The organism is Micromonospora haikouensis (assembly GCF_000876225.1).
In the GTDB taxonomy this organism is placed as follows: domain Bacteria; phylum Actinomycetota; class Actinomycetes; order Mycobacteriales; family Micromonosporaceae; genus Micromonospora; species Micromonospora haikouensis.
Genome location: NZ_JXSX01000003.1, coordinates 125063 through 149922, shown reverse-complemented (window position 1 = coordinate 149922; position 24860 = coordinate 125063). Strand labels below are relative to the sequence as shown.

Annotated in this window: 18 protein-coding genes, 2 tRNA genes and 1 pseudogene; 9 read left to right on the top strand and 12 right to left on the bottom strand. The window is 72.7% G+C overall.

The genetic code is table 11. From position 1 onward, the window contains the following. From TK50_RS35740 to TK50_RS22300, 5 genes and pseudogenes are all read left to right on the top strand, one after another. Positions 1–390: pseudogene (locus TK50_RS35740) on the top strand (MBL fold metallo-hydrolase); the annotation flags it as partial. A 199-nt stretch (positions 391–589) separates the two neighbouring features. Beyond that, positions 590–910: an MBL fold metallo-hydrolase gene (locus TK50_RS35040; RefSeq protein WP_241774090.1), complete on the top strand. Its 321-nt coding sequence runs from the start codon at positions 590–592 to the stop codon at positions 908–910. A 17-nt stretch (positions 911–927) separates the two neighbouring features. Further along, positions 928–1410 (top strand): MarR family winged helix-turn-helix transcriptional regulator, encoded by a 483-nt coding sequence (locus TK50_RS35035; protein ID WP_043966856.1) that lies wholly within the window; start codon positions 928–930, stop codon positions 1408–1410. A 332-nt stretch (positions 1411–1742) separates the two neighbouring features. Then, a complete protein-coding gene (locus tag TK50_RS22305) occupies positions 1743–2021 on the top strand; it encodes a type II toxin-antitoxin system Phd/YefM family antitoxin (protein ID WP_043966854.1) in 279 nt (92 codons plus the stop codon). After that, the gene (locus TK50_RS22300) at positions 2018–2428 is read left to right on the top strand and encodes a type II toxin-antitoxin system VapC family toxin (RefSeq protein WP_043966852.1); all 411 of its coding nucleotides are present in this window, start codon (positions 2018–2020) and stop codon (positions 2426–2428) included. The genes TK50_RS22305 and TK50_RS22300 overlap by 4 nt, the downstream gene beginning before the upstream one ends. 59 nt (positions 2429–2487) lie before the next feature. On the opposite strand, the gene TK50_RS22295 is transcribed toward TK50_RS22300, so the two are convergent. The 4 genes from TK50_RS22295 to TK50_RS22280 all read right to left on the bottom strand — a co-directional run bounded on the left by TK50_RS22295 (position 2488) and on the right by TK50_RS22280 (position 6309). Next, positions 2488–2561: transfer RNA gene (locus TK50_RS22295), tRNA-Ile, on the bottom strand. Between the two features lie 133 nt (positions 2562–2694). Further along, positions 2695–3936: an NAD(P)/FAD-dependent oxidoreductase gene (locus tag TK50_RS22290; protein ID WP_043966850.1), complete on the bottom strand. Its 1242-nt coding sequence runs from the start codon at positions 3934–3936 to the stop codon at positions 2695–2697. Then, positions 3926–6040 (bottom strand): MMPL family transporter, encoded by a 2115-nt coding sequence (locus TK50_RS22285; protein ID WP_043966848.1) that lies wholly within the window; start codon positions 6038–6040, stop codon positions 3926–3928. The genes TK50_RS22290 and TK50_RS22285 overlap by 11 nt, the downstream gene beginning before the upstream one ends. 196 nt (positions 6041–6236) lie before the next feature. Next, positions 6237–6309, bottom strand: a tRNA-Asn gene (locus TK50_RS22280). A gap of 285 nt (positions 6310–6594) precedes the next feature. On the opposite strand from TK50_RS22280, the gene TK50_RS22275 reads away from it, so the two are divergent. From TK50_RS22275 to TK50_RS22260, 4 genes are all read left to right on the top strand, one after another. Further along, positions 6595–7023, top strand: coding sequence for a hypothetical protein (locus TK50_RS22275; protein WP_043966846.1), 429 nt, complete (start codon positions 6595–6597; stop codon positions 7021–7023). 340 nt (positions 7024–7363) lie between these two features. Beyond that, positions 7364–10699, top strand: coding sequence for a ThuA domain-containing protein (locus TK50_RS22270; protein WP_052503880.1), 3336 nt, complete (start codon positions 7364–7366; stop codon positions 10697–10699). A gap of 85 nt (positions 10700–10784) precedes the next feature. After that, the gene (locus tag TK50_RS22265; RefSeq protein WP_043966843.1) at positions 10785–11858 is read left to right on the top strand and encodes a sugar phosphate isomerase/epimerase family protein; all 1074 of its coding nucleotides are present in this window, start codon (positions 10785–10787) and stop codon (positions 11856–11858) included. Positions 11859–12002: 144 nt separating this feature from the next. After that, complete coding sequence (locus tag TK50_RS22260) at positions 12003–13187, top strand: ROK family transcriptional regulator (RefSeq protein ID WP_043966841.1); 1185 nt, start codon at positions 12003–12005, stop codon at positions 13185–13187. A 108-nt stretch (positions 13188–13295) separates the two neighbouring features. Here the strand turns inward: TK50_RS22260 and TK50_RS22255 are convergent, their stop codons facing one another. From TK50_RS22255 to TK50_RS22220, 8 genes are all read right to left on the bottom strand, one after another. Next, a complete protein-coding gene (locus tag TK50_RS22255) occupies positions 13296–14303 on the bottom strand; it encodes a sugar phosphate isomerase/epimerase family protein (RefSeq protein ID WP_043966839.1) in 1008 nt (335 codons plus the stop codon). Positions 14304–14571: 268 nt separating this feature from the next. Next, the gene (locus TK50_RS22250) at positions 14572–16287 is read right to left on the bottom strand and encodes a ThuA domain-containing protein (protein WP_043966837.1); all 1716 of its coding nucleotides are present in this window, start codon (positions 16285–16287) and stop codon (positions 14572–14574) included. A 75-nt stretch (positions 16288–16362) separates the two neighbouring features. Further along, on the bottom strand, positions 16363–19236 hold the full coding sequence (locus tag TK50_RS22245) for a carbohydrate-binding protein (RefSeq protein ID WP_043966835.1): 2874 nt from the start codon (positions 19234–19236) through the stop codon (positions 16363–16365). Positions 19237–19605: 369 nt separating this feature from the next. Continuing rightward, on the bottom strand, positions 19606–20685 hold the full coding sequence (locus TK50_RS22240; protein WP_043966834.1) for a polyprenyl synthetase family protein: 1080 nt from the start codon (positions 20683–20685) through the stop codon (positions 19606–19608). Between the two features lie 32 nt (positions 20686–20717). After that, complete coding sequence (locus tag TK50_RS22235; protein WP_043966833.1) at positions 20718–22109, bottom strand: alkaline phosphatase family protein; 1392 nt, start codon at positions 22107–22109, stop codon at positions 20718–20720. Beyond that, on the bottom strand, positions 22106–23290 hold the full coding sequence (gene eboE / locus TK50_RS22230) for a metabolite traffic protein EboE (protein WP_043966832.1): 1185 nt from the start codon (positions 23288–23290) through the stop codon (positions 22106–22108). Before eboE ends, TK50_RS22235 begins: the two co-directional genes overlap by 4 nt. Beyond that, positions 23290–24186 (bottom strand): TatD family hydrolase, encoded by an 897-nt coding sequence (locus tag TK50_RS22225; RefSeq protein ID WP_043969239.1) that lies wholly within the window; start codon positions 24184–24186, stop codon positions 23290–23292. Before TK50_RS22225 ends, eboE begins: the two co-directional genes overlap by 1 nt. Before the next feature lie 2 nt (positions 24187–24188). Next, a complete protein-coding gene (locus tag TK50_RS22220) occupies positions 24189–24842 on the bottom strand; it encodes an EboA domain-containing protein (protein WP_043966831.1) in 654 nt (217 codons plus the stop codon). Between the last annotated feature and the right edge of the window lie 18 nt (positions 24843–24860).

The following is a 24860-nucleotide window of genomic DNA, read 5'->3' as shown; positions in this document are numbered from 1 at the left end:
ATGACAGAAAGTCTTGCCTCAGACGATCCTGCCTCATACGATCTCAGCATGTCGCCACTTCCCGAGCCCCCCACCTGGAACCAGCCGCTGCCCGAGGCACGCCCACCTGCGGAAATGACCATCCACCACCTGCCGACCGGCACGTACGACACCCGTGCCGCCCTCGCCGTCAAAGGGGGATCGTTCCGCGACAAGCGCCACTTCGCCGCGTCCGCCGTCCTCGTACGGCACCCGAAAGGGGACCTGCTGATCGACGCGGGCTTCGGTGCCGGCGTCGCGGCGCACATCGCGATGCTTCCCCGCTTCATGCGCGCCCCCTATGCGGTGGGCCGCACGGTGCGCGAGCAACTCGACGACAGCGGCTACGACCGCAGCCGCCTGCTGGGGGTGCTGCTGACCCACTCGCACTGGGACCACACGAGCGGCCTCGACGGCCTGCCGGGCACGCCGATCTGGATGAACCGCGACGAGCGGCAGTACGCCGCCGCCCCGGACGGAAAGGGTCTTCCGTCAGGTCTCCCGGGGCCATCCGATCCACGAGTACGGGTTCACCGACGAGCTGTACCTCGGATTCGGCTCGAGCCACGACGTGTACGGCGACGGCGCGGTGGTCGTCGTCCTCGCGGGCGGCCACACGACCGGCTCCGTGATCGTCTTCGTGACCCTGCCGTCCGGCCTCCGCTACGCGTTCATCGGCGACCTGACCTGGCAGATCGACGGCATCCGCCGGCGGGTCGAACGGCCACGGCTGCTGAGCAGGCTCGCCGACAGCGATCGCGGCCGGCTGCGCCAGGACCTCCTCCGCATGATCGCCCTGGACGGACTGATGCGGATCGTCCCCGCGCACGACCTCGGCTCCTACGACGGCATCCCGCTGCTGGCCCCCGAGGCCGCGGCGCGGTCCCACTGACGACGTACGGTTTCCGCATGCAGAGCCCGCGACCACCGGCACCCGAGCCCATCGGTCCAAGCCCTTCCATCGGCTCCGAGATCACCTGGCTTCTGCACCGGGCGGCTCAGCGCATGCGCGCGGCGACCGGTGACGTGGCCGAGGCGCACGGACTCGGGCTGCGCGACTACATCGTGCTGAGCGCCCTCGTCAAGACCCCCGGGCTCACGCAGGGCGAACTCGGCAAATCGCTGGGGCTGGACAAGACCACCCTCATGAGCCAGTTGGATCGCCTCGAACGCAGAGCCCTCGTGGAGCGCCACGGCGCCCCGGGCGACCGCCGCCTTCGCATCCCCGTGATCACCGACGACGGCCGGGCCCTGTGCATGAAGGTGGCCGACGCCTGCGCCGCGGTCGAGACCTCGGTGCTCGACCGGTTCGGCCAGGACCAGGTCCAGGCCCTCCGCCGCATGCTGTTCGCGATCATCGGCGACGTCGAGGACCGGGGATCGTGCCTGTGACCACCAGCAGGGACCACGGCGCGGCCAACCCCCAACCGGTCCACCACTCTTGGTACGCAGTACGGCATTGGCCATGGCCTGCGGCTTCCGTTTCGGTGGGCCGGAGGCGCCACCATACGAACCGCACCGCCACGATCTCCGACGTCCCCCTCCCACTGGACTTACCCCGCTCACGGACCTCGGGTCGGGCACGATGACCCCGACCCCGACCAGCCCAACCGCCAGCCGGTCGCCATGACCTGGACCGCTTCGACCCCATCTGGTCGGCAACGAGACAGCCCTGACGCCCCCAAAAGCTGGAAGTGTAGAACATCTCGTTCTACACTTTGCCCATGGAGCGCATCGGTGTCCGGGAGCTGAACCAGAACACGAGCCAGGTGCTGGCTCGGGTGAGCGGCGGCGAAACCGTCGAGATCACCGATCGCGGGCACCCGATCGCCCGACTTGTCCCAGTAGGTAACGACCGGTCGATGCTAGCCAGGCTGGTAGCTGCGGGGCGGGCCGTCGCCCCGACCGGCGGCGGTCCCGTTCCGCTTCCGCCGAGGCTTGGTGACGAGGATGTGGACGTAGCCGCCACGCTCGCAGAGATGCGGGACGAGGAGCGCTGGTGATCTACCTCGATTCCGCCGCCGTCGTCAAGTTGGTTCGGCAGGAGGCATGCAGTGCTGACCTTGTCTCCTGGCTCAACGCTCACGACGATGTACCGCTGGTCTCCTCCGCGCTCGTCGAGGTGGAAGTGCCCAGAGCGTTACGCCGGTCGGCTCCGCAAGCCTTGATCGGCGTGCCGGCGGCAGTCGGACGGCTCTTCCGACTGGAGATCGACAGCACGATCCGCGCAACCGCAGCCGCGTTCAATGAGCCGACCCTGCGCAGCCTCGACGCCATCCATCTGGCCACCGCCCAGCTTCTGACCAACGAGTCCGGAACGGCACTCATCGCCTTCGTCACCTACGACCGGCGACTGCTCGAATGCGCCAAGGAAGCAGGGCTGCCCGTAGCGAGCCCCGGCCAGAACTGACCCACGAGCCCCCCACTCTGAGCACACAGTACGGCCATGGCCTGCGGCTTCCGTTTCGGTGGGGCGGACGGGACTCGAACCCGTGACCGAGGGATTATGAGTCCCCTGCTCTAACCCGCTGAGCTACCGCCCCGCAACCGCGCCGGATCGTAACCCGCCCGGCGATCACCGGCCAGCACGAAACGGCCTAGCCCACCGGCAACCGATCGATGATCCAGCACGATGGGCAACGCGAGGATAACAGCACGCAGCCGTCCGCGACGGCCTCAGCCCTGGGCGCGCAGCTCGGCCAGCACGGCCCCGGCGGCACGCCAGCCGCTGGCCAGCGCGCCCTGGATGGACGGGCTGTCGCGGTGGTCCCCGGCGACGAAGAGGCCACCACCGAGCGCCACCGGTTTGCGCAGCCGGCCCTGCGGCGGCGGCGCGGCGGGCAGCGCGGCGGGGACGTCGACCGTGGTCAGGTGCGCCCAGTCCGCCGTGGGGCGGCCGTAGAGGCGGGCCAGCTCTGCGCGGACGACCGGTTCGGGCGGGGCGGACGGGCCGACCACGGAGGTGGCGACGAGGTGCCGCCCGGCGGGCGCGTACGTGGGCGCGGCCCGGCTCAGCACGACGGTGTTGGCGACCAGTTCCCGGCGGTCGCCGTCGACGAGCAGGATCGGCTCGTCCAGGGGCGGGGTGTCCGTGGCGTGGTAGTAGGTGGTGTAGGCGTGCATGCGTACCCGGCCGAGGGCCGGCAGCAGCGTGCCGGCGGTGGGCGGGTCGACGGCGACGAGCACGGCGCGGCAGCGCAGCTCGCCGGGCTGCGTGCGTACCCGATGAGGGCCGACCTCGGCGACGGGCGTGCGCAGCTCGACCAGGTCGGCGGGCAGCGGCGCGGCGATCGCCCGGGGCAGCGCACCCATCCCCTGCGCGGGCACGCCGACACGCCCCCGGGCGAACGAGCGCAGCACCATCGCCAGCACGTGGCTGGAGGTCTCCAGCGCCCGGTCGACGAGCACGCCGGACAGGAAGGGCCGCAGCAGTTCCTCGATGATCGCGTCGGAGAGGCCGGCGCGGCGCAGCGCCCCCTCGGCGGTGGTCTCGGGGGCGTCGAGCAGCCGGCCGGGCGGCAGGGTGGCGCAGCCGGTGGCCAGCGCCGCGAACCGGAGCCGGTCGCGCAGCGAGCCGACGTCGGCCAGCGCGGTGCCCGCCGCCCCGGCGGGCTCGCGCAGCGGGTTGACCAGCCGGGCGACGGCCTCGCCGCGCCGGACCAGCACCCCGGGGGTGAACCAGCCCAGGTCGAGGGTGGCCAGGTCGAGCAGCGTGCCGAGCCGGGGGTACGCGGTGTTGAGCACCTGGAAGCCCCGGTCGATCAGGTACCCGTCGATCGTGTCGGTGGCGACCCGGCCGCCGAGCCGGTCGCCGGCCTCCAGCAGCCGCCAGGACACGCCGGCGCGGTGCAGCCGGCGGGCCGCGGCGAGGCCGGCGAGGCCGCCGCCGACGATGACGACGTCGGGCTCAGCGGGCATGACGCGCCTCCCGGTCCGTGCGGCCCAGCCGGCCGGGCCACCAGATCCGCGCCCCGATGTCGTACGACAGGGCGGGCACCAGCAGCGAACGGACGACAATGGTGTCGAGCAGGACCCCGACGGCGACGGCGACGCCCAGCTCGACGAGGACGACCAGGGGCAGCACGGCGAGTGCGGAGAACGTCGCGGCGAGCACGATGCCGGCGGAGGTGATGACGCCGCCGGTGACGGCGAGGCCGGCGAGCACGCCGGGGCGGGTGCCCCGGTGGACCGATTCCTCGCGGACCCGGCTCATCAGGAAGATGTTGTAGTCGATGCCGAGGGCGACGAGGAAGACGAACGCGAACAGCGGGAACGACTGGTCGACGCCGGGGAAGTCGAGCAGGTGCCGGAAGATCAGCGCGCACAGCCCGAGGGTGGCGAGGAACGACAGCACCACGGTCGCGATGAGCAGCAGCGGGGCGAGCAGGGCGCGCAGCAGCAGGGCCAGGATGACGGCGATCACCAGCAGCACCACGGGGATGATCACGTTGCGGTCGCGGGCGGACGCGTCGGAGGTGTCCACGTTGATCGCGGTGAACCCGCCGACGACCGTGTCCGAGCCGGGTACGCCGTGCACGGCCTCGCGCAGGTCGCGGATGGTGCGCTCCGCGCCGTTGCTGTCGGGCGGGTCGGCGAGGGTGGCCTCGAACTCGACGCGGCCGTCGACCACCTTCGGCGGGGCGTTCGGGTCGGGCGGGCCGGCCTGGCTGCCCTGGGTGACGGGGCTGACGGCGGCGACGCCGGGCACCCGCTGGGCCACCTCGGCGACCTGCTGGGCGCTGGCCTGGTTGGTGAAGATGGTGGCCGGGCTGCCGGTGCCGGCCGGGTAGTGGGCGGCGATCACGTCCTGGCCGGCGACGGAGTCGGTGCGCTGGGTGAACAGGTCGGTCTGGCCGAGGGTGGTGACGCCGAGCTGGGTGAGGCCGATGGTGAGCAGGGCCAGCACCGCGGCGGTGGCGAGCCAGACGACCCGGGCCCGGCGGGCGACGAAGCCGGCGATGCGGCTCCACAGTCCGTGCTCGGTCTGCGGGTCGGCCTGGTCGACGGCGGGCCGGCGCGGCCAGAACGCCCAGCGCCCGCCGAGCACGAGCAGGGCGGGCAGGAAGGTCAGCATGACCAGCAGGGTGGCGGCGATGCCGATGGCGGCGATCGGGCCGAGCGCCCGGTTGGAGTTGAGGCTGGACAGCAGCAGGCAGAGCAGGCTGAGGATGACGGTGCCGCCGGAGGCGATGATCGCCGGGGCGGCGCCGCGCCAGGCCGCCCGCATGGCGTCCCAGGGGCGCCCGTGCCGGTGCAGTTCCTCCCGGTAGCGGGCGATGAGCAGCAGCGCGTAGTCGGTGCCCGCGCCGAAGACGAGGACGGTGAGGATGCCCTGCGCCTGCCCGTTGAGCTTGACCACGTCGTGGTCGGCGAGGAGATAGACGAAGACCGCCGCGAGGGCGTACGACGTGCCGGCGGCGAGCAGCGGGAAGATCCACAGCACCGGGCTGCGGTAGACGACCAGCAGGATGACCAGCACCACGCTGAGGGTGACCAGCAGCAGCGGGCCGTCGATGGCGCCGAAGACCTCGATGAGGTCGGCGAGCAGCCCGGCGGGCCCGGCGACGTCCACGGTGAGCCCGTCCCGGTCGTCGCCGGCGATGGCGCGCAGTTCGTCGATGACCTGCCCGATCCGCTCCCCCTCGGCCTCGTCGATGGGGACGACCACCTGGAGGGCCTGGCCGTCCTGGCTGGGCACGGGCGGCGGGATCGGTGTGACGACGCCGGGGACCTGGGCGAACCGGGCGGCGTCGGCCGCGGCCCGCTGCCGGTCGGCGTCGGTGATGCCGGTGGCCCGCGCGTAGACGACGAGCGCCGGGGTGGTCTGCCGGTCGGCGAACTCGGCGGTCAGGTCCTGCGCCCGGGTCGCCTCGGCCTCGGCGGGCAGGAAGGAGGCGTTGTCGTTGGTGGAGACCTCCCCCAACTTCCCCGCGTACGGCCCGGCCACCCCGCCGACGACCAACCAGCCGATCACGACCAGCGCCGCGACCAGCGTGGCGGTGCCGCCCCGTCTTCCGGCCATCCCACCCACCCACCTCTTGAATCGACGCAGCGATCGACGCAGCGGGAGTCTAAGTCGACATCGACCATCCTGCCGGCCGAGCGCGCCCAGGCGGGCGGAAACGGCCCCGTTACCCCCGCCGGCCCACTTCCGGACATGCGGGGTGGGCATACGAGAAGGCCCGCCGGCTGCGGCCGGCGGGCCTTCTCGTTGTTTGCTCCCCCGTTTGGACTCGAACCAAAAACCTGCCGGTTAACAGCCGGCTGCTCTGCCAATTGAGCTACGGGGGACCGCTCGTCGCCCGGATCGGATCTCTCCGGCACCCCCGGCGACGGCACAAGAGTACAGGATTCACCCGGGGTTTGGTCCAGGGGGTTCCGACGCGGGGCGCACCGGCACCGGGGGCGTCCGAACCGCCCGGCGGGCGGACAATTCGGCATCCGGGCACAACCAGGTATGAGCGCGGTGGAGGATGGGTAGTTAGCTGCCGACAGAGGACGTAGGCGCGAGATGCTCGTCGCCCGCGGGGTCCGCCCCGGGGAGGCGACGGCGCGTCAGGTACGGAAGGAGCCGCCATGCGCGGAAAGATCATGTTTCTTGGCGGGCTGGCTGCGGGATTCGTCCTGGGCGCCCGTGCCGGCCGGGAGAAGTACGAGGAGCTGGTCGTCCGGGGCCGCAAGGTGCTCGACCACCCGACCGTCCAGGAGGCGGCCGGCGTCGCGCAGGCCCAGGCCAACCGGCTCTACAGCGAGGGCAGGGAGAAGCTCAGCCAGTCGCGGATCGGCGAGAAGCTGGGCAGCAACGGCAGCAGCGGGGGCGACAGCGGCAAGCACGAGCTGACCGCCGCCGACAAGCCGTTCGCGGGCACCCCGGCGACGGTCGGCGCGAAGGCGGGCAGCGGCCCGTCGGGCACCGGCGCGTCCGGGTCGACCACGAGCGGGTCGGCCTCCGGCCCGGCCCGGACGAAGCCGTCCGGCACGGGCACCAACGGCAGCACTCTCTGACTCACGGTTCGCGGCGGGCCGGCCACCTTCGGGTGGCCGGCCCGTCTGCCGTGCCGGGCGACCCGCTCCGCCGCATCGGGCCGCCCGTCTGCCGTGCCGGCACGCCTTGCCATGCTGGGCCGCGACCGGGGCGTAAGCCCAGCTCATCCCACTTTTGCTGACGCCAAGCAAAAGTTGGAGCGTTTCCACGAAAACTCCTTCCTTCGGCCTCTTCTCTTTCCTCCCCGACGCAATTACGGTCCTGCGTAAGAACCTGGCCAGGCTCTCGTCACCTCCCCAAGCGACCACCTCAGCCACGTCCCGGTGCTGAGGCGGACCCGCCTGACCAGAGCGAGGTTCGATGCTCCGAACCACCGGCCGCAGGGCCGCCACCCATCTCAGCCTGTTAGCCCTCGTCGGCGCGACACTCGTCGCGACGACGCAGCAGCAGCCGACCCCGGCGCTCGCCGCGCCGACCACCGTCCTGTCCGCACCCTCCTCACCCAACGGCATCCAGTACAAGGTCCTCGTCTTCACCCGCTCCGCCGGGGGCAGCCACGCCGCCACCGCCGCCGGGGTGGAGGCCGTCCGCCAGCTCGGCAAGGACCGCCGGTTCACCGTCGAGGTGACCGACGACGCCCGCAAGTTCGACGACGCCCACCTCAAGCAGTTCCGGGCGGTCGTCTTCCTCAACACGGCCGGCGAGGTGCTCAACGACGCCCAGCAGGCCGCCTTCGAGAAGTACTACCGGGCCGGCGGCGGCTTCGTCGGCGTCCACTCGGCCATCGAGGCCGAGCCCGACTGGTCGTTCCTCACCGACGTGCTCGGCACCCGGGCCACCGGGGCCGCCGAGGTCGCACCGGCGACCGTCACCGTCGCCGACCGGGTCCATCCCGCCTCCGCCGCACTGCCGGAGCGCTGGCGGCACACCGACCGCTGGTACAACTACGCGGCCAACGTCCGGGGCGTCTCGCACGTGCTGGCCACGGTGGACGAGAAGACGTACGCCGGCGGCAGCATGGGCTACGACCACCCCGTCACCTGGTGCAAGGACTACCAGGGCGGCCGGTCGTTCTACACGGGGCTCGGGGCCACGGCCGCGAGCTTCCGCAGCACCGACCTGCGCGCGCACCTGGGCGGCGCGATCCAGTGGGCCGCCGGGGTGACCGACGGCGACTGCGGGGCGACCGTGCTGGCCAACTACCAGATGACGGTGGTCGGGGCGCAGCCCAACGTCAACGAGCCGATCGGCTTCGACGTGCTCCCCGACGGCCGGGTCATCCAGACCGACCGGCGCGGCGGCGTACGCCTGCACGACACGGAGACCAACGAGACCACCGTGCTCGCCCAGATCCCGGTCTACACCCACAGCGAGGACGGGATGTACGGCCCGGCGGTCGACAACGACTTCGCCACCAACAAGTGGGTGTACCTCTACTACGCCCCGCTGCTGGACACCCCCACGGGCGCGGCGCCGACCACCAGCACCGACCCCACCACGTGGGACCGGTGGAAGGGCTACTTCCAGCTCTCCCGCTTCAAGTTCGTCGACGGGGAGACCCCGTCGCTGGACGTGGCCAGCGAGCAGAAGATCCTCCAGGTCCCGGTGGACCGGGGCGCCTGCTGCCACGTGGCCGGCGACATCGCCTTCGACTCGAAGAACAACCTGTGGCTGGTCACCGGCGACGACACCCCGTCGGGCGCCGGCGGCTCCGGCGGCTTCTCCCCGCACAACGACTCGGTCAGCGCGGCCGGCGTCTACCAGGCGCCGTTCGCCGACGCCCGGCGCAGCTCCGCGAACACCGACGACCTGCGCGGCAAGGTCCTGCGGATCACGGTGGGCGCGGACGGGTCGTACACGGTCCCGGCGGGCAACCTGTTCCCGGCCGGCACGGCGAAGACCCGGCCGGAGATCTACGCGATGGGCCTGCGGAACCCGTTCCGCATCACCGTCGACAAGAACGACGTCGCGTACGTCACCGACTACTCCCCCGACTCGTCGACGGCGGCGGTGGGGCGGGGACCGGCCGGCACCGGCCGGATGATGGTGATCGACAAGCCCGCCAACTACGGCTGGCCGCTGTGCGTGCAGCCGAACCTGCCGTACATCGAGATGAACTGGACGACGAGTCCGATCTCCCCGGTCGCGCCGTTCGACTGCGCGGCGCCGCGGAACACCTCGCGGCACAACACGGGCCTGACCGAGCTGCCGGCGGTCGAGAAGTCGGAGCTGTGGTACTCGTTCCAGGCCCCCACCCCCTGCCCGGAGTCGTACCTGTCGACTCCGACGCAGACCTGCCCGGTGCTGTTCCCCGAACTGGGCACCGGTGGCGTCGGTCCGCACGGCGCGGCGAAGTACGACTACGACCCGGAGCTGAGGTCGGAGACGAAGTTCCCCGCGTACTACGACGGCGCCATCGTGTTCGGTGAGTTCACCCGCGACACCCTCAAGGAGGTGCGGCTCGACTCCAACGGCGACATCCTGAAGATCAACAACATGTTGAACTGCGGGCAGGCGCCCACCACCCCCACGCAGCCCTTCCTGTGCGACAACCCGATGGACATGCGCTGGGGCGCGGACGGCAACCTCTACCTGCTCACGTACGGCGACGGGTTCTTCAACGTCAACCCCGACGCCGCCATGCTGAAGTTCAGCTACGTCAAGGGGCTGCGGGCGCCGATCGCGACGCTCACCGCCACCCCGACCAACGGCATCGCGCCGCTGACCGTGGCGTTCTCCAGCACCGGCTCGAAGGACCCGGACCCGGCCGACTCCATCTCGTTCGCCTGGGACTTCGACGGCAACGGCACCACGGACTCGATCGACCCGAACCCGTCGCACACGTACACCGCCAACGGCGTGTACACGGCGCGGCTGACGGTGACCGACTCCAGCGGCAAGACCGCCTCGGCGAACACCACCATCACCGTCGGCAACACCGCGCCCACGGTGACCGTCAACACCCCCGTCGAGGGCGGCTTCTTCCAGTGGGGCGACTCGATCCCCTACACGGTGACCGTCACCGACCCGGAGGACGGGCCGGTCGACTGCAGCAAGGTCGAGGTCACCTTCGTCCTCGGTCACGACCAGCACGGCCACGGTGGGGCCAACGCGTTCGGCTGCTCCGGCGTGCTGCCCACCGACCCCGACGACGCCTCCCACGGCGGCTACATCTACGGGGTGATCAGCGCGTCGTACACCGACGGCGGGGCCAACGGCCAACCGGCGCTGACCACGGTCGACCAGCAGGTGATCCAGGCCAAGAAGCAGGACGTCGAGTTCGCCGCCGACCAGTCCGGCACCACCGTCGCCAACACGGCCGACGTCGGCGCCGGGCAGCACCGCGGCAGCCTCGACCCGGGCGACTGGATCGCGATCAACGGCACGGTGAACCTGACCAACATGCAGTCGGTCACGCTGCGCACCTCCGGCGGCAGCGCCGCCACCGCCGGGCAGCCCCGGTTCGGCGTCGAGTTCCGGCTCGACTCCCCCACCGGCCCGCTGCTGACCACCGCCACGGTCAACGCGACCACCGGCAACACGGTGTTCACCAGCACCACCGTCCCCTTCACCGACCCCGGCGGCACCCGCCGGCTGTACCTGGTCTTCACCGCCGTCCCCGGCGGCCCGGCCAGCGGCTTCGGCAACCTCAACTGGGTCGAGTTCAACGGTCAGGGCATCGGCGTCACCCCCTGATCCCACCCCGGGGTGGGGCCGCACCCGGCGGCCCCACCCCGCCCCCGGCGCCGCCATCACCAGACCTCAGGAAGGCAACACAGACATGAGCGACAACCAGCACGGAATGAGCCGCCGCCGGATGCTCGGCGCCGTCGCCGGCGTGGCCGGCGCGGCGGCCATCGGCGGGGCGACCCAATTCGTCTCGTCGGCCAGCGCCGCCAACGGCGTCCTCGTCCCGCCCGGCAAGCGCGGCATCATCCTCTACTCCGTCCGGGACCGGATCAGCGCCGCCCCCGACGCCACCGGCGTCCCGTACGGCTTCGAGCGGGTCCTCGGCCGGCTCGCCGAGATCGGCTACAAGGAGATCGAGTTCGCCGGCTACAACCAGAGCACCGCCATCCTGGGCCGGCAGATCACCCCCGCCGAGATCCGCAAGATCCTCGACGACAACGGGCTGCGGGCCAACGGCACCCACGCCTCGATCCCGAGCACGCTCACCCCGACCACGCTCGCCGCGTTCGAGGCGCAGCTCGACATCGCCGCGACGCTCGGCATGAGCCACATCGGCACCGGCTCGGACCCGACCAACAGCAACTACAAGGCCGACTGGGACGCCGCCGCCGAGCGGTGGAACATCCTCGGCGAAATGGCCGCCTCGCGCGGGCTGAAGCTGTACACCCACAACCACGACGCGGCGTACAACTTCCTGCTCGACAGCGGCCCGCTGGACGACCTGGGCCGGCCGACCCGGTCCTCCGGCATCCGGAAGCTGGAGTACTTCTTCGCGCAGACCAACCCCGAGTGGGTCTTCTTCGAGATGGACATCTACTGGGCGCACGTGGCCCAGCACCGCTGGCACACCTACACCGACCCGGACGGCGTGGCCCGCACGGACATCTTCGACCCGCTGGCCACCGTCCAGGCCCGGACCATGCGCTTCCCGCTGTTCCACGCCAAGGACGGCAAGCGCAACCCCAACGTCACCAACGGGTACGAGTTCGCGCCGCTCGGCCAGGGCGACATCGACTACGGAGGCTTCTTCGCCAACATGGGCGCGAAGGGCTACCACAACCCGATGTGGGAGCAGGACAACGCGCCCGGCGGCACCGCCGACCCGGGCCGGTCGCTCCAGTACGCCCAGATCAGCTACAAGCACATGTCGGGCCTGCGCGGCTGAGCCGAGCCGACCGAAGGGGGCCGCGTCCGGGGTGACCGGGCGCGGCCCCGCCCCGCGTCCGGGGTGACCTGGCACTCGTTGTCGCCCTCGACGGGCGCGGCCGGGGGACGACGGGGGAGGATTCCGGACGGAGGTGGTCACGACATGACGTACGACGGCCCGGACAACGCCGACCAGGCCCGGCTGCTGCGGTTGCTCCGCGACGACGGCCCGCGCTCCCGGGTCGAGCTCGGCGACGCCGCGGGGCTCAGCCGGGCGCGGCTCGTCGCGGAGGTCGACCGCCTGGTCGCCCTGGGCCTGGTGGAGACCGCCGGCCCGGCCGCGTCCCGGGGCGGTCGCCGCTCGTCGCTGCTGCGCATCGCCGGCGCGGTCCGCTTCGCCGGGATCACCATCGGCCCCCGGGAGATCGACGTCGCGGTCACCGACGGCGAACTGTCCGTCCTGGCCCGGCGCCGCGAGCCCGTCGACGTCCGCCTCGGCCCGGAGGCGACCATCGCCCGTACGCTCGAACTGCTCGGCAAGGTCCGCGCGAACCTCGGCCTGGGCCGGCTCACCGGGGTCGGGGTGGCCCTGCCCGCCCCGGTCGCGTTCCGCGAGGGGGCGCCGGTCTCCCCGCCGGCCCTGCCCGGCTGGCACGGGTACGGCGTGCGCGACGCGCTCGCCGCGGAGCTGGGCTGCCCGGTGCTGGTCGACAACGACGCCAACGTGATGGCGCTCGGCGAGCAGCACGCCGGCACCGGCCGTGCCTTCGACGACTTCCTCTACGTCAAGCTGGGCACCGCCATCGGCTGCGGCCTGGTGCTCGGCGGCGCGCTGCACCGGGGCGCCACCAGCGGCGCGGGCGGCATCGCGCACCTGCGGCAGAGCGACGACGGCCCGACCTGCGCCTGCGGCGAGACGGGCTGCCTGGAGGCGTACTGCTCGGACGAGGCCCTGGTCCGGGAGGCGCTCGCGGCGGTCGAGGACGGGCGGTCGCCGGTGCTCGCCGCCCGGCTCGCCGAGGCCAGCGCGCTCACCGTGGCGGACGTGGGCCGGGCGACGGTGGCCGGCGACCCCGCCGCGCAGACGCTGGTCCGCGACGCGGCCCGGCGGCTCGGCCGCGTCCTGGTCGGGCTGGTCAACTTCGTCAACCCGGGCATCGTGATCATCGGCGGGACGGCCGTCGGCCTCGGGCCGACCATGCTCGCCGAGATCCGGTCGGTGGTCTACCGGCGGTCTCCGCCGCTGGCCACCGGCAACCTGCCGATCGTGCTGTCCGACCTGGACGACACCGCCGGGGTGGTGGGCGCGGCCCGCCTGGCCAGCGACGACGTCTTCGGCGCGTCGTGACCCGCTCGGTCGGCCCCGCCGTCCACGTCGCATCCCGACCGGCGCGGCCGGCCGGACCCGGGCGGGCCCGACCGGCACGGCCGGCTCAGTCCTCGGTGCTGCCGAGCGTCAGTCCTTGCTGCTGAACGCCGCGTCGAAGGCCGCCGACGGGGCGTCGAAGGCGAGCCGCCGGACGAACTGCAACGCCTCGGGGGCCCCCACGAGGCGGTCCATCCCGGCGTCCTCCCACTCGATGGAGATCGGGCCGGAGTAGCCGATGGCGTTCAGCGCCCGGAAGGAGTCCTCCCACGGCACGTCACCGTGGCCGGTCGAGACGAAGTCCCAGCCCCGGCGCAGGTCGGCCCAGGGCAGGTGGGACGCCAGCCGGCCGCGCCGGCCGTCGCCGGTGCGCACCTTCGCGTCCTTGCAGTCGACGTGGTAGATCCGGTCGGCGAAGTCGAAGATGAAGTTCACCGGGTCCAGCTCCTGCCACACGAAGTGCGACGGGTCCCAGTTCAGCCCGAACGCGGGCCGGTGACCGATCGCCTCCAGCGTGCGCTTGGTGGTGTAGTAGTCGTAGGCGATCTCGCTGGGGTGGACCTCGTGGGCGAAGCGCACCCCCACCTCGTCGAAGACGTCGAGGATCGGGTTCCACCGGTCGGCGAAGTCCTGGTAGCCGCGCTCGATCATCTCCGGCGGCACCGGCGGGAACATCGCCAGGGTGTGCCAGATCGACGAGCCGGTGAACCCGACGACGGTGTCCACGCCCAGCTTCGCCGCCGCCCGCGCGGTGTCCTTGATCTCCTCGGCGGCCCGCTGGCGGACCCCTTCCGGCTCGCCGTCGCCCCAGATCCGGGCGGGCAGGATCCCCTGGTGCCGCTCGTCGATCGGGTGGTCGCAGACGGCCTGGCCGACCAGGTGGTTGGAGATCGTGAAGACCTTCAGGTTGTGCTTCGCCAGGGTCGCGAGCTTCCGTTCGACGTACGAGTCGTCGGCGAGAGCCTTGTCGACCTCGAAGTGGTCGCCCCAGCAGGCGATCTCCAGCCCGTCGTAGCCCCACTCGGAGGCGAGCCGGCAGACCTCGTCGAACGGAAGATCGGCCCACTGGCCGGTGAAGAGCGTGATGGGTCGCGCCATGAGTCCTACTCCCCTGTGGTGGTGATGGGGGATTCCGTGTGCGTGACCGGGGCGAGGGTGACCGGGCTGGGCCGGGCTGGTGCACGGCGGACCGGGCGGGGTGCCGGTGGGCGCGGAGCAGCGCCTGGGCCCAGCGGGTTGCGCCTCCCGCCGGGTCACCGGCAACCGCGTACGGTCGCCGCCGCTCACTCTATGGCCGCCTGCGGCGGTTAGGAAGGGCCCCCTGTGCAACAGAATGCGTTAACAGGGGGCCCTTCCTTACCTCCGGCTAGCTGGGCAGGGTCCACTTCTGGTTGGTGCCGCCGTGGCAGCTCCACTGGTGCACGACCGCGCCGTCGGCCGAGCTGTTGCCCGAGACGTCCAGGCACTTGCCCGACTGCGTGTTGCGCAGGCTCCCGTCGGACTGCGCCGCCCACCGCTGGGCGCCACCGCCGTTGCACGACCAGAGCTGCACCTTCGCCCCGTCGGCCGAGGAGCCGCCGTTGACGTCCAGGCACTTGCCCAGCGACCGGATCGTGCTGTCCGTGCCCACCGTCCACTGCTGACCGGCGGCGCCGTTGCAGGTGAACAGCTGGATCTGGGTGCCGTCGGCCGAGGAGCCGTTGCGCACGTCCAGGCACTTGCCGGCCAGCCCGACGATCCGCCCGGTGCGGGTCGTCGGCGGGTTCGTGCCGCCCAGCTCCTTGATCCGGATGTTGCGGAACGACACGTCGTCGCCGGTGCCGTGGTTCTGGATGCCGACGTAGCCGGCGAGCGAGCGGGCCGGGTCGGTGTTGGTGAAGTCGTTGATCTTCACGCCGTTGAGCAGGACCTGGAGCCGCTCCCCCTCGACCAGCAGCTCGTAGGTGTTCCACTCCCCCGGCGGGTTGAGCGCGGCGTCGCGGGCGGCCAGGTCGGCGGACTTGACCCCGTAGATCGAGCCGGTGGTGCGGTCGTCGGAGTCGGTGGCGTCGATCTGCACTTCGTACCCGTTGGTCATCGCCGAGTTCGGGTCGCTGGAGGCGGGGAAGCCGACGAAGACCCCGGAGTTGTCGTCCCCGGGGATCCGCCAGTCCAGCTTGAGCGAGTAGTTGGTGAACTGCTTCGCGCTGTACCAGTACAGGCCGAGGCCGCCGGAGGAGCTGAGGGTGGCGTCGGTGTTGGTGAAGCCGCCCGGCCCCGCCTGGCTCCAGCCGGTCGTGGCGCCGTTGTAGAGGGCGGTGTAGCCGGTCTCGGGCCGGCAGTCGGCCTTCGTGCGCCCGGCCGCGTACCGGATGCCGCCGAGCAGGTGGGACCGGAACGCCGCCTCGGAGTACGACGACTGGCTGTGGCCGCCGCCGGTGTAGAAGGACCGGCCGCCGCTGTAGGTCTTGCACCAGGCGTGCGGGTGGTCGCCGCCCATCGCCCCGCCCGAGTACGACGACTCGTCGAGGCTGGCCAGCACGTGCGCGGTGGAGCGGGCGTTGGTGCGGAAGTCGTACCACTCGTCGGTGCGGGTCCAGGTCTGGCCGAGGTGCGCGGTGGCGGCGTGCGCCCGGTCCTCCACCTTCACCCGGGCCTGCTGGATGGCCGGGTGGGAGGCGAACCACGCGCCGACGAGGTTGCCGTAGAACGGCCAGTTGTATTCGGTGTCGGCGGCGGAGTGCACGCCGACGTAGCCGCCGCCGGCGCCGATGTACGACTCGAACGCCGCCTGCTGGCTGTCGTTGAGCACGTCGCCGGTGGTGTTGAGGAAGATCACCGCCTCGAAGCGGGCCAGGTTGGCGGTGGTGAACTGGGCGGCGTCCTCGGTGGCGGTGACGGTGAAGCTGTTGGCCGCGCCGAGGTCACGGATGGCCTGGGTGCCCACGGCGATGGAGTCGTGCCGGAACCCGGCGGTCTTGGAGAAGACCAGCACGTCGTACGGGGCGTCGGCGGCCGACGCCGGGGTGGCCGGGGTGGTGCAGGCGAGCACGGCCAGGGCGGCGGTGGCCGCCCCGAGGAGGGGACGGAGGAGTCTTCGCATGTCGTTCTCCTGGGTGTGGTGGCGGTGCGGTCCCCCGCCCGGGGCGGGGGACCGCAGGGAGACCGCAGAGGTGCCTTAGGGCAGGGTCCACTTCTGGTTGGCCCCGCCGTTGCAGGTCCACAGGTGCACGACCGTGCCGTCGGCGGAGTTGTTGCCCGAGACGTCCAGGCACTTGCCCGTCGGGGTGTTGCGCAGCGAACCGTCGGACTGCGCCGCCCACCGCTGGGCGTTGCCGCCGTTGCACGACCAGAGCTGGACCTTCGTCCCGTCGGCCGAGGCGCCCCCGTTGACGTCCAGGCACTTGCCCAGCGACCGGATCGTGCTGTCCGTGCCCACCGTCCACTGCTGGCCGGCGGCGCCGTTGCAGGTGAACAGCTGCACCTGCGTGCCGTCGGTCGACGAGCCGTTGCGCACGTCCAGGCACTTGCCGGCCAACCCGACGATCCGGCCGGTGCCGGTCGGCGGCGTCACGGTGCCGGTGTTCAGGGTGAACGCGTCGACGTCGTACAGCGTCCCGGAGCCGCCGGCGAAGGTGAGGTAGAGGGTGGTGGTGCCGGTCGGCGGGTTGGAGATCGACCCGGTGACGGTGGTGAAGGTCTCCCACGACCCGGTCACCGGGACGGTCACCGAGCCGAGCACGGTGCCGGTCGGCGAGCCGGTGCGGACCTGGAGCGTGCCGCCCGCGCCGGCCGAGGAGACCCGGGCGGTGAACGAGGTGACGTTCGCGATCCGGTACGGCTCGAAGGCGATCCACTCCCCGTTCTGGATGTCGCCCACGGTCTTGCCGCCCTCGGCGGTGGCCTTGTCGTAGGTGCTGATGCCGGACGAGGTCTTGAAGTGCTCGGCCTGCCGGTGCCGGGGCTGCAGGATGTGCTGGGTGTGCGTGGTCAGGCCGCCGGCGTCGGTGTACTCGGCGTCGAAGACGGCGAAGATGTTCGCCGCGTCGTCGTGCTCGCCGTCGACGGGGATGGTGATGGTGCCGGAGCAGCCGTTCTGCGAGGCGATCTGGTGACCGTGCTGGTCGTGGCCGAGCACGTAGGTCATCTTGACCTTGGTGCAGTCGATCGAGCCGTCCTCGGGGTCGGTCACGGTGATGCTGAACGGCACGGTGTCACCGAAGGAGAACAGGCTGCCGTTGGCCGGCCCGGTGATGGTGACCGTCGGGGCGGTGTTGCCGACGTTGACCGTGACGCTGCTGGAACCGGTCGCGCCCTGCGGGTCGCGCACGGTCAGCGTCGCGGTGTACGACCCGTCCGTGGTGTACGTCTTCGCCGGGTTGGCCGCCGTGGAGGTGGTGCCGTCGCCGAACGCCCACGAGTAGGTCAGCGCCCCACCCTCCGGGTCGGCGGACCCGGCCGAGGAGAAGTTCACGGTCAGCGGGGCCGGCCCGGAGGTCCGGTCGGCGCTGGCGCGGGCGGCCGGCGCCCGGTTGCCGACGCCGACGTAGTCGAAGCGGTACAGCGCCGAGTTGGCGTCGCCGTTGTAGTAGCCGGTGCCGTAGTCGAGCACGTAGTACGCCCCGTCGGGGCCGAACGCGGAGTCCATCACCTGCTTGCCGACCCAGGGGAAGCTGTCGATGGTGCCGGGCGACCCGTCGGTGTTCAGGTGGATCGGCTTGATCCAGCCACGGCCGAACTCGGTGGCGAAGAACTGCCCGTCGAAGGACTGCGGGAACTTCGTCGCCGAGGGGTTGTCGGGGTCGTACCGGTAGACCGGGCCGGCCGCCGGCGACTCGGAGCCGCTGCCGAACGCGGGCGGGCTGCCGGAGTCGCCGCCGTACTTGATCCAGGAGGGTTTGGCCGGCGGGAGGGTGCTCAGGCCGGTGTTGCGGAACGAGTTGTTGGTCGGCCCGCCGGTGCAGTTGAACTTGGGGCCGGTGGAGTTGCTGGCGAAGTCCCACTCGTTGTAGGTCTCGGCGGTGGTGTTGGTGCCGGTGCAGTACGGCCAGCCGTAGTTGCCGGGGCCGGTGACCCGGTTGAACTCGACCTGGCCGGAGGGGCCCCGGTTGGAGTTGGTGCTGCCGGCGTCCGGCCCGTAGTCGCCGACGTAGACGATGCCGGTGGCCTTGTCGACGCTGATCCGGAACGGGTTGCGGAAGCCCATCGCGTAGATCTCGGGGCGGGTCTTCGCGGTGCCGGGGGCGAAGAGGTTGCCGGCCGGGATCGAGTACGTGCCGTCGGCGTTCACCTTGATCCGCAGGAGCTTGCCCCGCAGGTCGTTGGTGTTGCCGGCACTGCGCTGCGCGTCGTACGCCGGGTTGCGGTTGGTGCGCTCGTCCAGCGGCGAGTAGCCGGCGGAGTCGAACGGGTTGCTGTCGTCGCCGGTGGACAGGTAGAGGTTGCCGGCGGCGTCGAAGTCCATGTCGCTGCCGACGTGGCAGCAGATGCCCCGGTCGGTGCCGATGTCGAGGATGTCGACCTTGCTGGACATGTTGATGGTGAAGTCGGAGTTCAGGGTGAAGCGGGACAGCCGGTTGACGCCCTGCCAGGCGGACCAGTTGGTGCCGGTGGCGGGCGCGTCGCCGCCGGGGGTGGACAGCGGCGGGGCGTAGTAGAGGTAGATGTGCCGGTTGGTGGCGAAGTTCGGGTCGACCCCGAGGCTCTGCATCCCGTCCTCGTCGTGGGTGTAGACGGGGATCGTGCCGATGGTCCGGGTGGTGCCGGAGGCGTCGGTGCGCCGCACCGTGCCGTTGCGGGCGGTGTGCAGCACCGACCGGTCCGGCAGCACGGCCAGCGACATCGGCTCGCCCATCTCGGAGACGCCGCGGGCCAGCTCGACCTGCTGGAAGTCGCTGGCGTTGATGGTGTGCGCGGCGGCCGGCGCCGCCGACACGGCGACGGCGGTGGCCGCGGCGACCACCGTGAGCAGGGCGGTGCCCGCCGCCTGCCAGCTCCGGGCCGGGCCGTGGTGACCGGCGGCTCGGCGGTGGTGACGAAGTCTTCTATACATGCAGGGGTGCCCTCTCTGGCCGGTGGTGGGGCGCGTCGTCGCGCCGGATACCGCGACGGACGTCCCTTCGGCACACCGGTGGACGTTCCTCGGCGGGCTGGGCTCGTCGGCAGGGACGAGACCGTCGGCACGCGGGGACGGAGATTGCGGCCGGCAGCCGACGACGAGGGCACCGCGCCCACTGGAGACACCTCGTCGAACCGATTCGCAGCACATTCACATTAATCGATCTGCGTGGTTGTGTCGAGGATGTTTCGAAAATGTGCGCCCGCCGCCGGCCCGCAGGAACGGGCTGCCGAGCAGCACCGCCGGCCCGGCGGCGGGCGGGTCCCGCACCACCGGGCCCGCACCACCGGGCCGGCGGTGGCGTCAGACCGTGCGGGTGATGGTCCGGGCGGCCAGCCCGGCGAGCGCCTCCCGGGCCGCGGGGGCGAGCGGCGCGTCGGCCAGGGCACGCAGGCCCGCCTTGGCCCGCATCCGGATCATCCGCTCGATCTCGTCCCGGGCACCCGTGGCCTCGATGATGGCCCGCAGCTCGGCGGCACCCTCGTCGTCCAGGTCGGCGTTGCCGAACAGCTCCCGCAGCCGGGCGCTCTGCGCCCGGTCCGCCGACTGCCGGGCCAGCGCCATCATCACCGTCGGCTTGCCCTCACGCAGATCGTCCAGGACGGACTTGCCGGTGACCTGTGGGTCGCCGAAGACGCCCAGCACGTCGTCGCGGAGCTGGAAGGCGTCGCCGACCGGGTCGCCGAACTCGGCCAGCGCCTCCGCCAGCTCCGGCGACCCGCCGGCCAGGGCCGCGCCGATCTGCAACGGCCGGGTCACCGTGTAGCGCGCCGCCTTGAGCCGGATCACGGTGAGCGCGCTGGCCACCGAGCCGTCGCCCACGCCGGAGACCAGGTCCAGGTACTCCCCCGCGATCACCTCGGTGCGCATCAGCGCGAACACCGCGTACCCGCGCAGCAGCTCGTCGCGGCGCAGCCCGCACTCGTGGAACATCTGGTCCGCCCAGGCGGCGCAGAGGTCGCCGCAGAGCAGGGCGGTGTTGCGCCCGTACGCCTCCGGGTCGCCCCGCCACGCGGAGCGGGTGTGCAGGTCGGCGAAGATGCGGTGCACCGACGGCGCGCCCCGCCGCCGGTCGCTGTGGTCGAGGATGTCGTCGTGGATCAGCGCGAAGGCGTGGAACAGCTCCAGCGCCGCCGAGGCGACCAGGATCGGGGTGCCTTCCCCACCGTCGTCCTCCCCGCCGGCACCCCGCCAGCCCCAGTAGCAGAACTGCGGGCGCAGCCGCTTGCCGCCGGCCAGGACGAACCGGTGCAGGGCGGCGAAGATGCCCCGGGGTGCGCCGTCGGGCCAGTCGGGAGCCTGCCGCTCAAGGAAGGCGGCCAGCTCGGTGTCGACCCGGGTGCGCAGGCCGCTCGCGTCGCTGGGCGCGGCCGTCACCGTCATGTTGTGTCTCCCTGTTCAGTGGCGAGGCCGGTTCACCCGTGACGGGTCAGGCCGGCCAGCTCCAGCAGCAGCGCCTTCACCTCGGTCGCCGCCACCGCGTCGCGGGCCGGGCCGGGGTCGGAGCAGAGCAGCACCGGACCGTCGGCCGGGTCGGCCGGCAGCCGGCCGTGCGACCCGCGCACCGCCCGCGCACCGGCGTCCAGCCCCACCACGCTCATCAGATACCGCATACCCAACTTCTTACGGGCCAGCGCGGTCGCGGCCCGGCGCTTCGCCGCGCCCGGGGCGGCCGGGTCGAAGAACAACTCGGCGGGGTCGTACCCGGGCTTGCGGTGGATCTCCACGAGCCGGGCGAAGTCGGGGGCGCGGGCGTCGTCGAGCCAGTAGTAGTACGTGAACCAGGCGTCCGGCTCGGCCACCAGCACCAGCTCGCCGCTGCGCGGGTGCGCCAGGCCGTACGCGGCCTGGCCGTCGGCGTCGAGCACCTCGGCCACCCCGGGCAGCCCCGCGCAGAGCTTCGCCACCGCCGGCACGTCGGCCGGGTCGCGGACGTACACGTGGGCGATCTGGTGGTCGGCCACGGCGAACGCCCGCGACGTCCACGGGTCCAGGTACTCCATGCCGTCCTGGGTGTAGACCCGCAGCAGCCCCTCGGCGCGCAGCAGCCGGTTGACGTCCACCGGGCAGGCCACGTCGGTGATGCCGTACTCGGACAGGGCCACCACCGTGGCGCCCTTGGCGCGGGCGGCGTCGATCAGCGGGCCGAGCACCTTGTCCAGCTCCGCCGCCGCGGCGGCGGCCTGCGGCGAGGACGGCCCGAACCGTTGCAGGTCGTAGTCGAGGTGCGGGACGTAGACGAGGGTCAGGTCGGGGGCGTGGTCGGCGAGGATCTGCTCGGCCGCCCGGCAGATCCACGCCGACGACGGCAGCCCGGCCCCCGGCCCCCAGTACGTGAACAGCGGGAACGTGCCCAGCTTCGCGGTCAGCGCGTCGTGCAGCTCGGGCGGGTCGGTGTAGCAGTCGGGCTCCTTGCGGCCGTCGGCGTAGTAGACCGGGCGGGGGGTGACCGTCCAGTCCACGTCCGCGCCCATGGCGTACCACCAGCACACGTTGGCCACCGTGTAGCCCGGCTCGACCTTCCGGGCGGCCTGCCACAGCTTCTCCCCGCCGACCAGGGCGTTGTGCTGCCGCCAGAGCAGCACCTCGCCCAGCTCCCGGAAATACCAGCCGTTGCCGACGATGCCGTGCCCGGCCGGCGGCTCGCCGGTGAGGAACGTGGACTGCACCGCGCAGGTGACCGCCGGCAGCACCGTGCCGAGCGGGGCGGTGAAGCCGCCGTCGGCCACCGACCGCAGCCGGGGCATGTGGGCCAGCAGGCGTGGGGTCAGGCCCACCACGTCCAGCACCACCAGTCGCTTGCTCACCGCAGCACCCCCGTCCCAAGTGATGTGAGACCCACGGCGACCAGCTCGTCGCGGGCGAAGGCCAGTTCGGCGGCGATCCCGGCGGCCAGCTCGGCCGCGTCGCGGGGCCGCCGCGCCGCCGGCAGCACCCCCCAGGTGTACGTCTCGACGTCGAGGTGGTCGCACCCGGCGACCGGGCCGGCGAACAGCGCGGCCAGCGCGGCGCGCAGCACCGGCACGGTCGCGGTCAGCGGCGGCTCGGGCGGGGCGTGCAGCGGCACGTGGTAGTGCACCCGCCACGCGCCGGGCAACGCCGCGGCCAGGGCCGCGTCGAGGTCGTCGGCGGCGTACGCCGGGTCGGCCGGGTCGGCGGCGTGGCCGCAGCCGGCCGCGCGGGTCTGGTGCAGGAAGCGCGGCTCCACCCACGGGCGCAGCGCCTGCACCGCGCCGGCCGGGGCCTCGATCGCGGCGGACACCTGCACCTTCACCACCGGCAGCCCGGCGGCGGCGAGCCGGCCCAGGGCGGCGGCCGGCTCCTCCCACGCGCAGGCCAGGTGGGCCAGGTCCAGGCAGACGCCGAGCCGCGCCGGGTCGGTGCCGGCGAGCAGGGCGGCGGCCTGGCCGGTGGACTCCACCACGCAGCCCGGCTCCGGCTCGAAGCCGACCCGCACCGTGCGGCCGGTGTCGCGCTCGATGCCGGCCAGCCCGGCGGCCAGGGCGTCGAGCCGCCGCCGCGCCGCGTCGGCCCGGTCGGCGTCCCACGGGGTGCGCCAGGCCAGCGGCAAGGTGGAGACCGAGCCCCGGGCCGCGTCGTCGGGCAGCAGGTCGGCCAGCACCCGGGCCAGGTCCAGGGTGTACGCGAGCCGCTCGGGCGTCGTCCAGTCCGGGTGGTAGACGGCGTGCTTGACCACCGGGGCCTGGAACGCCGCGTACGGGAAGCCGTTGAGCGTCACCACCTCCAGCCCGCGCGCGGTCAGCTCGGCGCGCAGCCGGCGGCGCAGGCCCTCGTCGGCGGCGAGCGCGGCGGCCACCGGTGCGGCCAGCCACAGCCCCAGCCCGAGGCGGTCGGAGTCGAGGGCACGGCGCACCGGCACGGCGTAGGTGTCCAGTTGGGCGAGGATGCCGGCGAGGTCCTCGGCCGGGTGCACGTTGGTGCAGTAGCCGAGGTGCACGGTCTCGCCGCCGCCGTGGCGCAGTCGCATCAGCTGCCGCCGCGCAGGATCGAGTTGCCGGCGAACGTGCCGCCGGCGCCGCCCGCCCCCGGCTGCCCGCCGGCCCCGCCCGGGGCGTCGGCGTCGTCGACGCCGGTCAGGTCGAGCCGGCCGGACTGGGCGTAGAACTCGACCGGGTTGCGCCACAGCACCCGGTCGACGTCGTCGGCGGTGAACCCGGCCAGCAGCATCGCCTCGCCCGTGGCCCGGGTCAGCAGCGGGTCGGACCGGCCCCAGTCCGCGGCCGAGTTGACCAGCATCCGCTCGGTGCCGTACAGCCGCAGCAGCTCCACCATCCTCGGCGGCGACATCTTGGTGTCGGGATAGATCGAGAAGCCCAGCCAGCAGCCGGAGTCCCGGACCAGGCCGGCGGTCACCTCGTTGAGGTGGTCGAGCACCACCCGGCCCGGGTCGATGCCGGACTCGGCGACCACCGCGAGGCTGCGCTCCACGCCCCGGGCCTTGTCCCGGTGCGGGGTGTGCACCATGGCCGGCAGGTCGTGCGCGACGGCCAGGGCGAGCTGGGCGGCGAACGCCTCGTCCTCGGCGGGCGTCATCGAGTCGTACCCGATCTCGCCGACCGCCACCACGCCGTCCTTCTCCAGGTAGCGGGGCAGCAGGTCGAGCACCGGCCGGCAGCGGGGGTCGTTGGCCTCCTTCGGGTTCAGCGCGATGGTGGCGTGGTGCCGGACGCCGAACTGCGAGGCCCGGAACGGCTCCCACCCGATGATCGAGTCGAAGTAGTCGGCGAAGCTGTCCGGGCTGGTGCGCGGCTGGCCCAGCCAGAACGCCGGCTCGACCACCGCCCGGACCCCGGCGGCGGCCATCCGCTCGTAGTCGTCCGTGGTGCGGGAGGTCATGTGGATGTGCGGGTCGAAGATGCGCATGGTCACGCCTTCCGGGCGTCGGACGGTACGGCGGGGTCCGCGACCGGGCTCGCGGCGGGGCTCGCGGTGGCGGTGAGCCGGTCGAGCAGGGCGGCGGCGTCGGCCGGCACGTCCCGGCCGGCGGCGCGTCGCTCGACGGCGAACCCGCCCAGCATGGCGGCCAGCCCGGCGTCGGCGCGGGCGTCGAGGTCGTGCACCACGGCCAGCGGCACGCCGGTGAAGACGCACTTGAGCACGGCGTGCCGCCAGGCGTCCGCGTCGAGGTGCCGGGAGTACGGGCCGAGGGCGGCGGCGATCAGCCGGGTGTCGTTGGTGCGGATCGCGTCGTGCAGCAGCGGCTCGCACTCCGCGCCGATCGGCAGCAGCGGCAGGGCCCGCAGCACGGCCCGCTTCTCGGCGGCGTCGCCGTGCCGGTAGACGTCGGCGGCGTGGCCGGCGTGGTCGGCGGGCAGCGCCGCCAGCAGCAGCGCCCGCGCCGCCTCGTCGGCCGTCCAGCCGGGGGCGTCGGGCAGCGGGTCCCGGCCGCAGCGGCGGGCGGCGGCGGCGAAGAACCGCGGGACCGTCGCCGGTTCGGCCGCGACGCGCTCGATCGCCGCGTCCAGCCACTCCGGGTCCGGTACGCCCCGCAGGGCGGCGCGTAGTCGTTCGGGTGTCATCCCGGTCTCCCTTCCGAG

Bases quoted from the DNA above. Each gene is read 5' to 3' on its own strand.
- TK50_RS35035 (WP_043966856.1), top strand. From the start codon at position 928: ATGCAGAGCCCGCGACCACCGGCACCCGAGCCCATCGGTCCAAGCCCT.
- TK50_RS22305 (WP_043966854.1), top strand. From the start codon at position 1,743: ATGGAGCGCATCGGTGTCCGGGAGCTGAACCAGAACACGAGCCAGGTG.
- TK50_RS22290 (WP_043966850.1), bottom strand. From the start codon at position 3,936: ATGCCCGCTGAGCCCGACGTCGTCATCGTCGGCGGCGGCCTCGCCGGC.
- TK50_RS22285 (WP_043966848.1), bottom strand. From the start codon at position 6,040: ATGGCCGGAAGACGGGGCGGCACCGCCACGCTGGTCGCGGCGCTGGTC.
- TK50_RS22275 (WP_043966846.1), top strand. From the start codon at position 6,595: ATGCGCGGAAAGATCATGTTTCTTGGCGGGCTGGCTGCGGGATTCGTC.
- TK50_RS22270 (WP_052503880.1), top strand. From the start codon at position 7,364: ATGCTCCGAACCACCGGCCGCAGGGCCGCCACCCATCTCAGCCTGTTA.
- TK50_RS22265 (WP_043966843.1), top strand. From the start codon at position 10,785: ATGAGCGACAACCAGCACGGAATGAGCCGCCGCCGGATGCTCGGCGCC.
- TK50_RS22260 (WP_043966841.1), top strand. From the start codon at position 12,003: ATGACGTACGACGGCCCGGACAACGCCGACCAGGCCCGGCTGCTGCGG.
- TK50_RS22255 (WP_043966839.1), bottom strand. From the start codon at position 14,303: ATGGCGCGACCCATCACGCTCTTCACCGGCCAGTGGGCCGATCTTCCG.
- TK50_RS22250 (WP_043966837.1), bottom strand. From the start codon at position 16,287: ATGCGAAGACTCCTCCGTCCCCTCCTCGGGGCGGCCACCGCCGCCCTG.
- TK50_RS22245 (WP_043966835.1), bottom strand. From the start codon at position 19,236: ATGTATAGAAGACTTCGTCACCACCGCCGAGCCGCCGGTCACCACGGC.
- TK50_RS22240 (WP_043966834.1), bottom strand. From the start codon at position 20,685: ATGACGGTGACGGCCGCGCCCAGCGACGCGAGCGGCCTGCGCACCCGG.
- eboE (WP_043966832.1), bottom strand. From the start codon at position 23,290: ATGCGACTGCGCCACGGCGGCGGCGAGACCGTGCACCTCGGCTACTGC.
- TK50_RS22225 (WP_043969239.1), bottom strand. From the start codon at position 24,186: ATGCGCATCTTCGACCCGCACATCCACATGACCTCCCGCACCACGGAC.
- TK50_RS22220 (WP_043966831.1), bottom strand. From the start codon at position 24,842: ATGACACCCGAACGACTACGCGCCGCCCTGCGGGGCGTACCGGACCCG.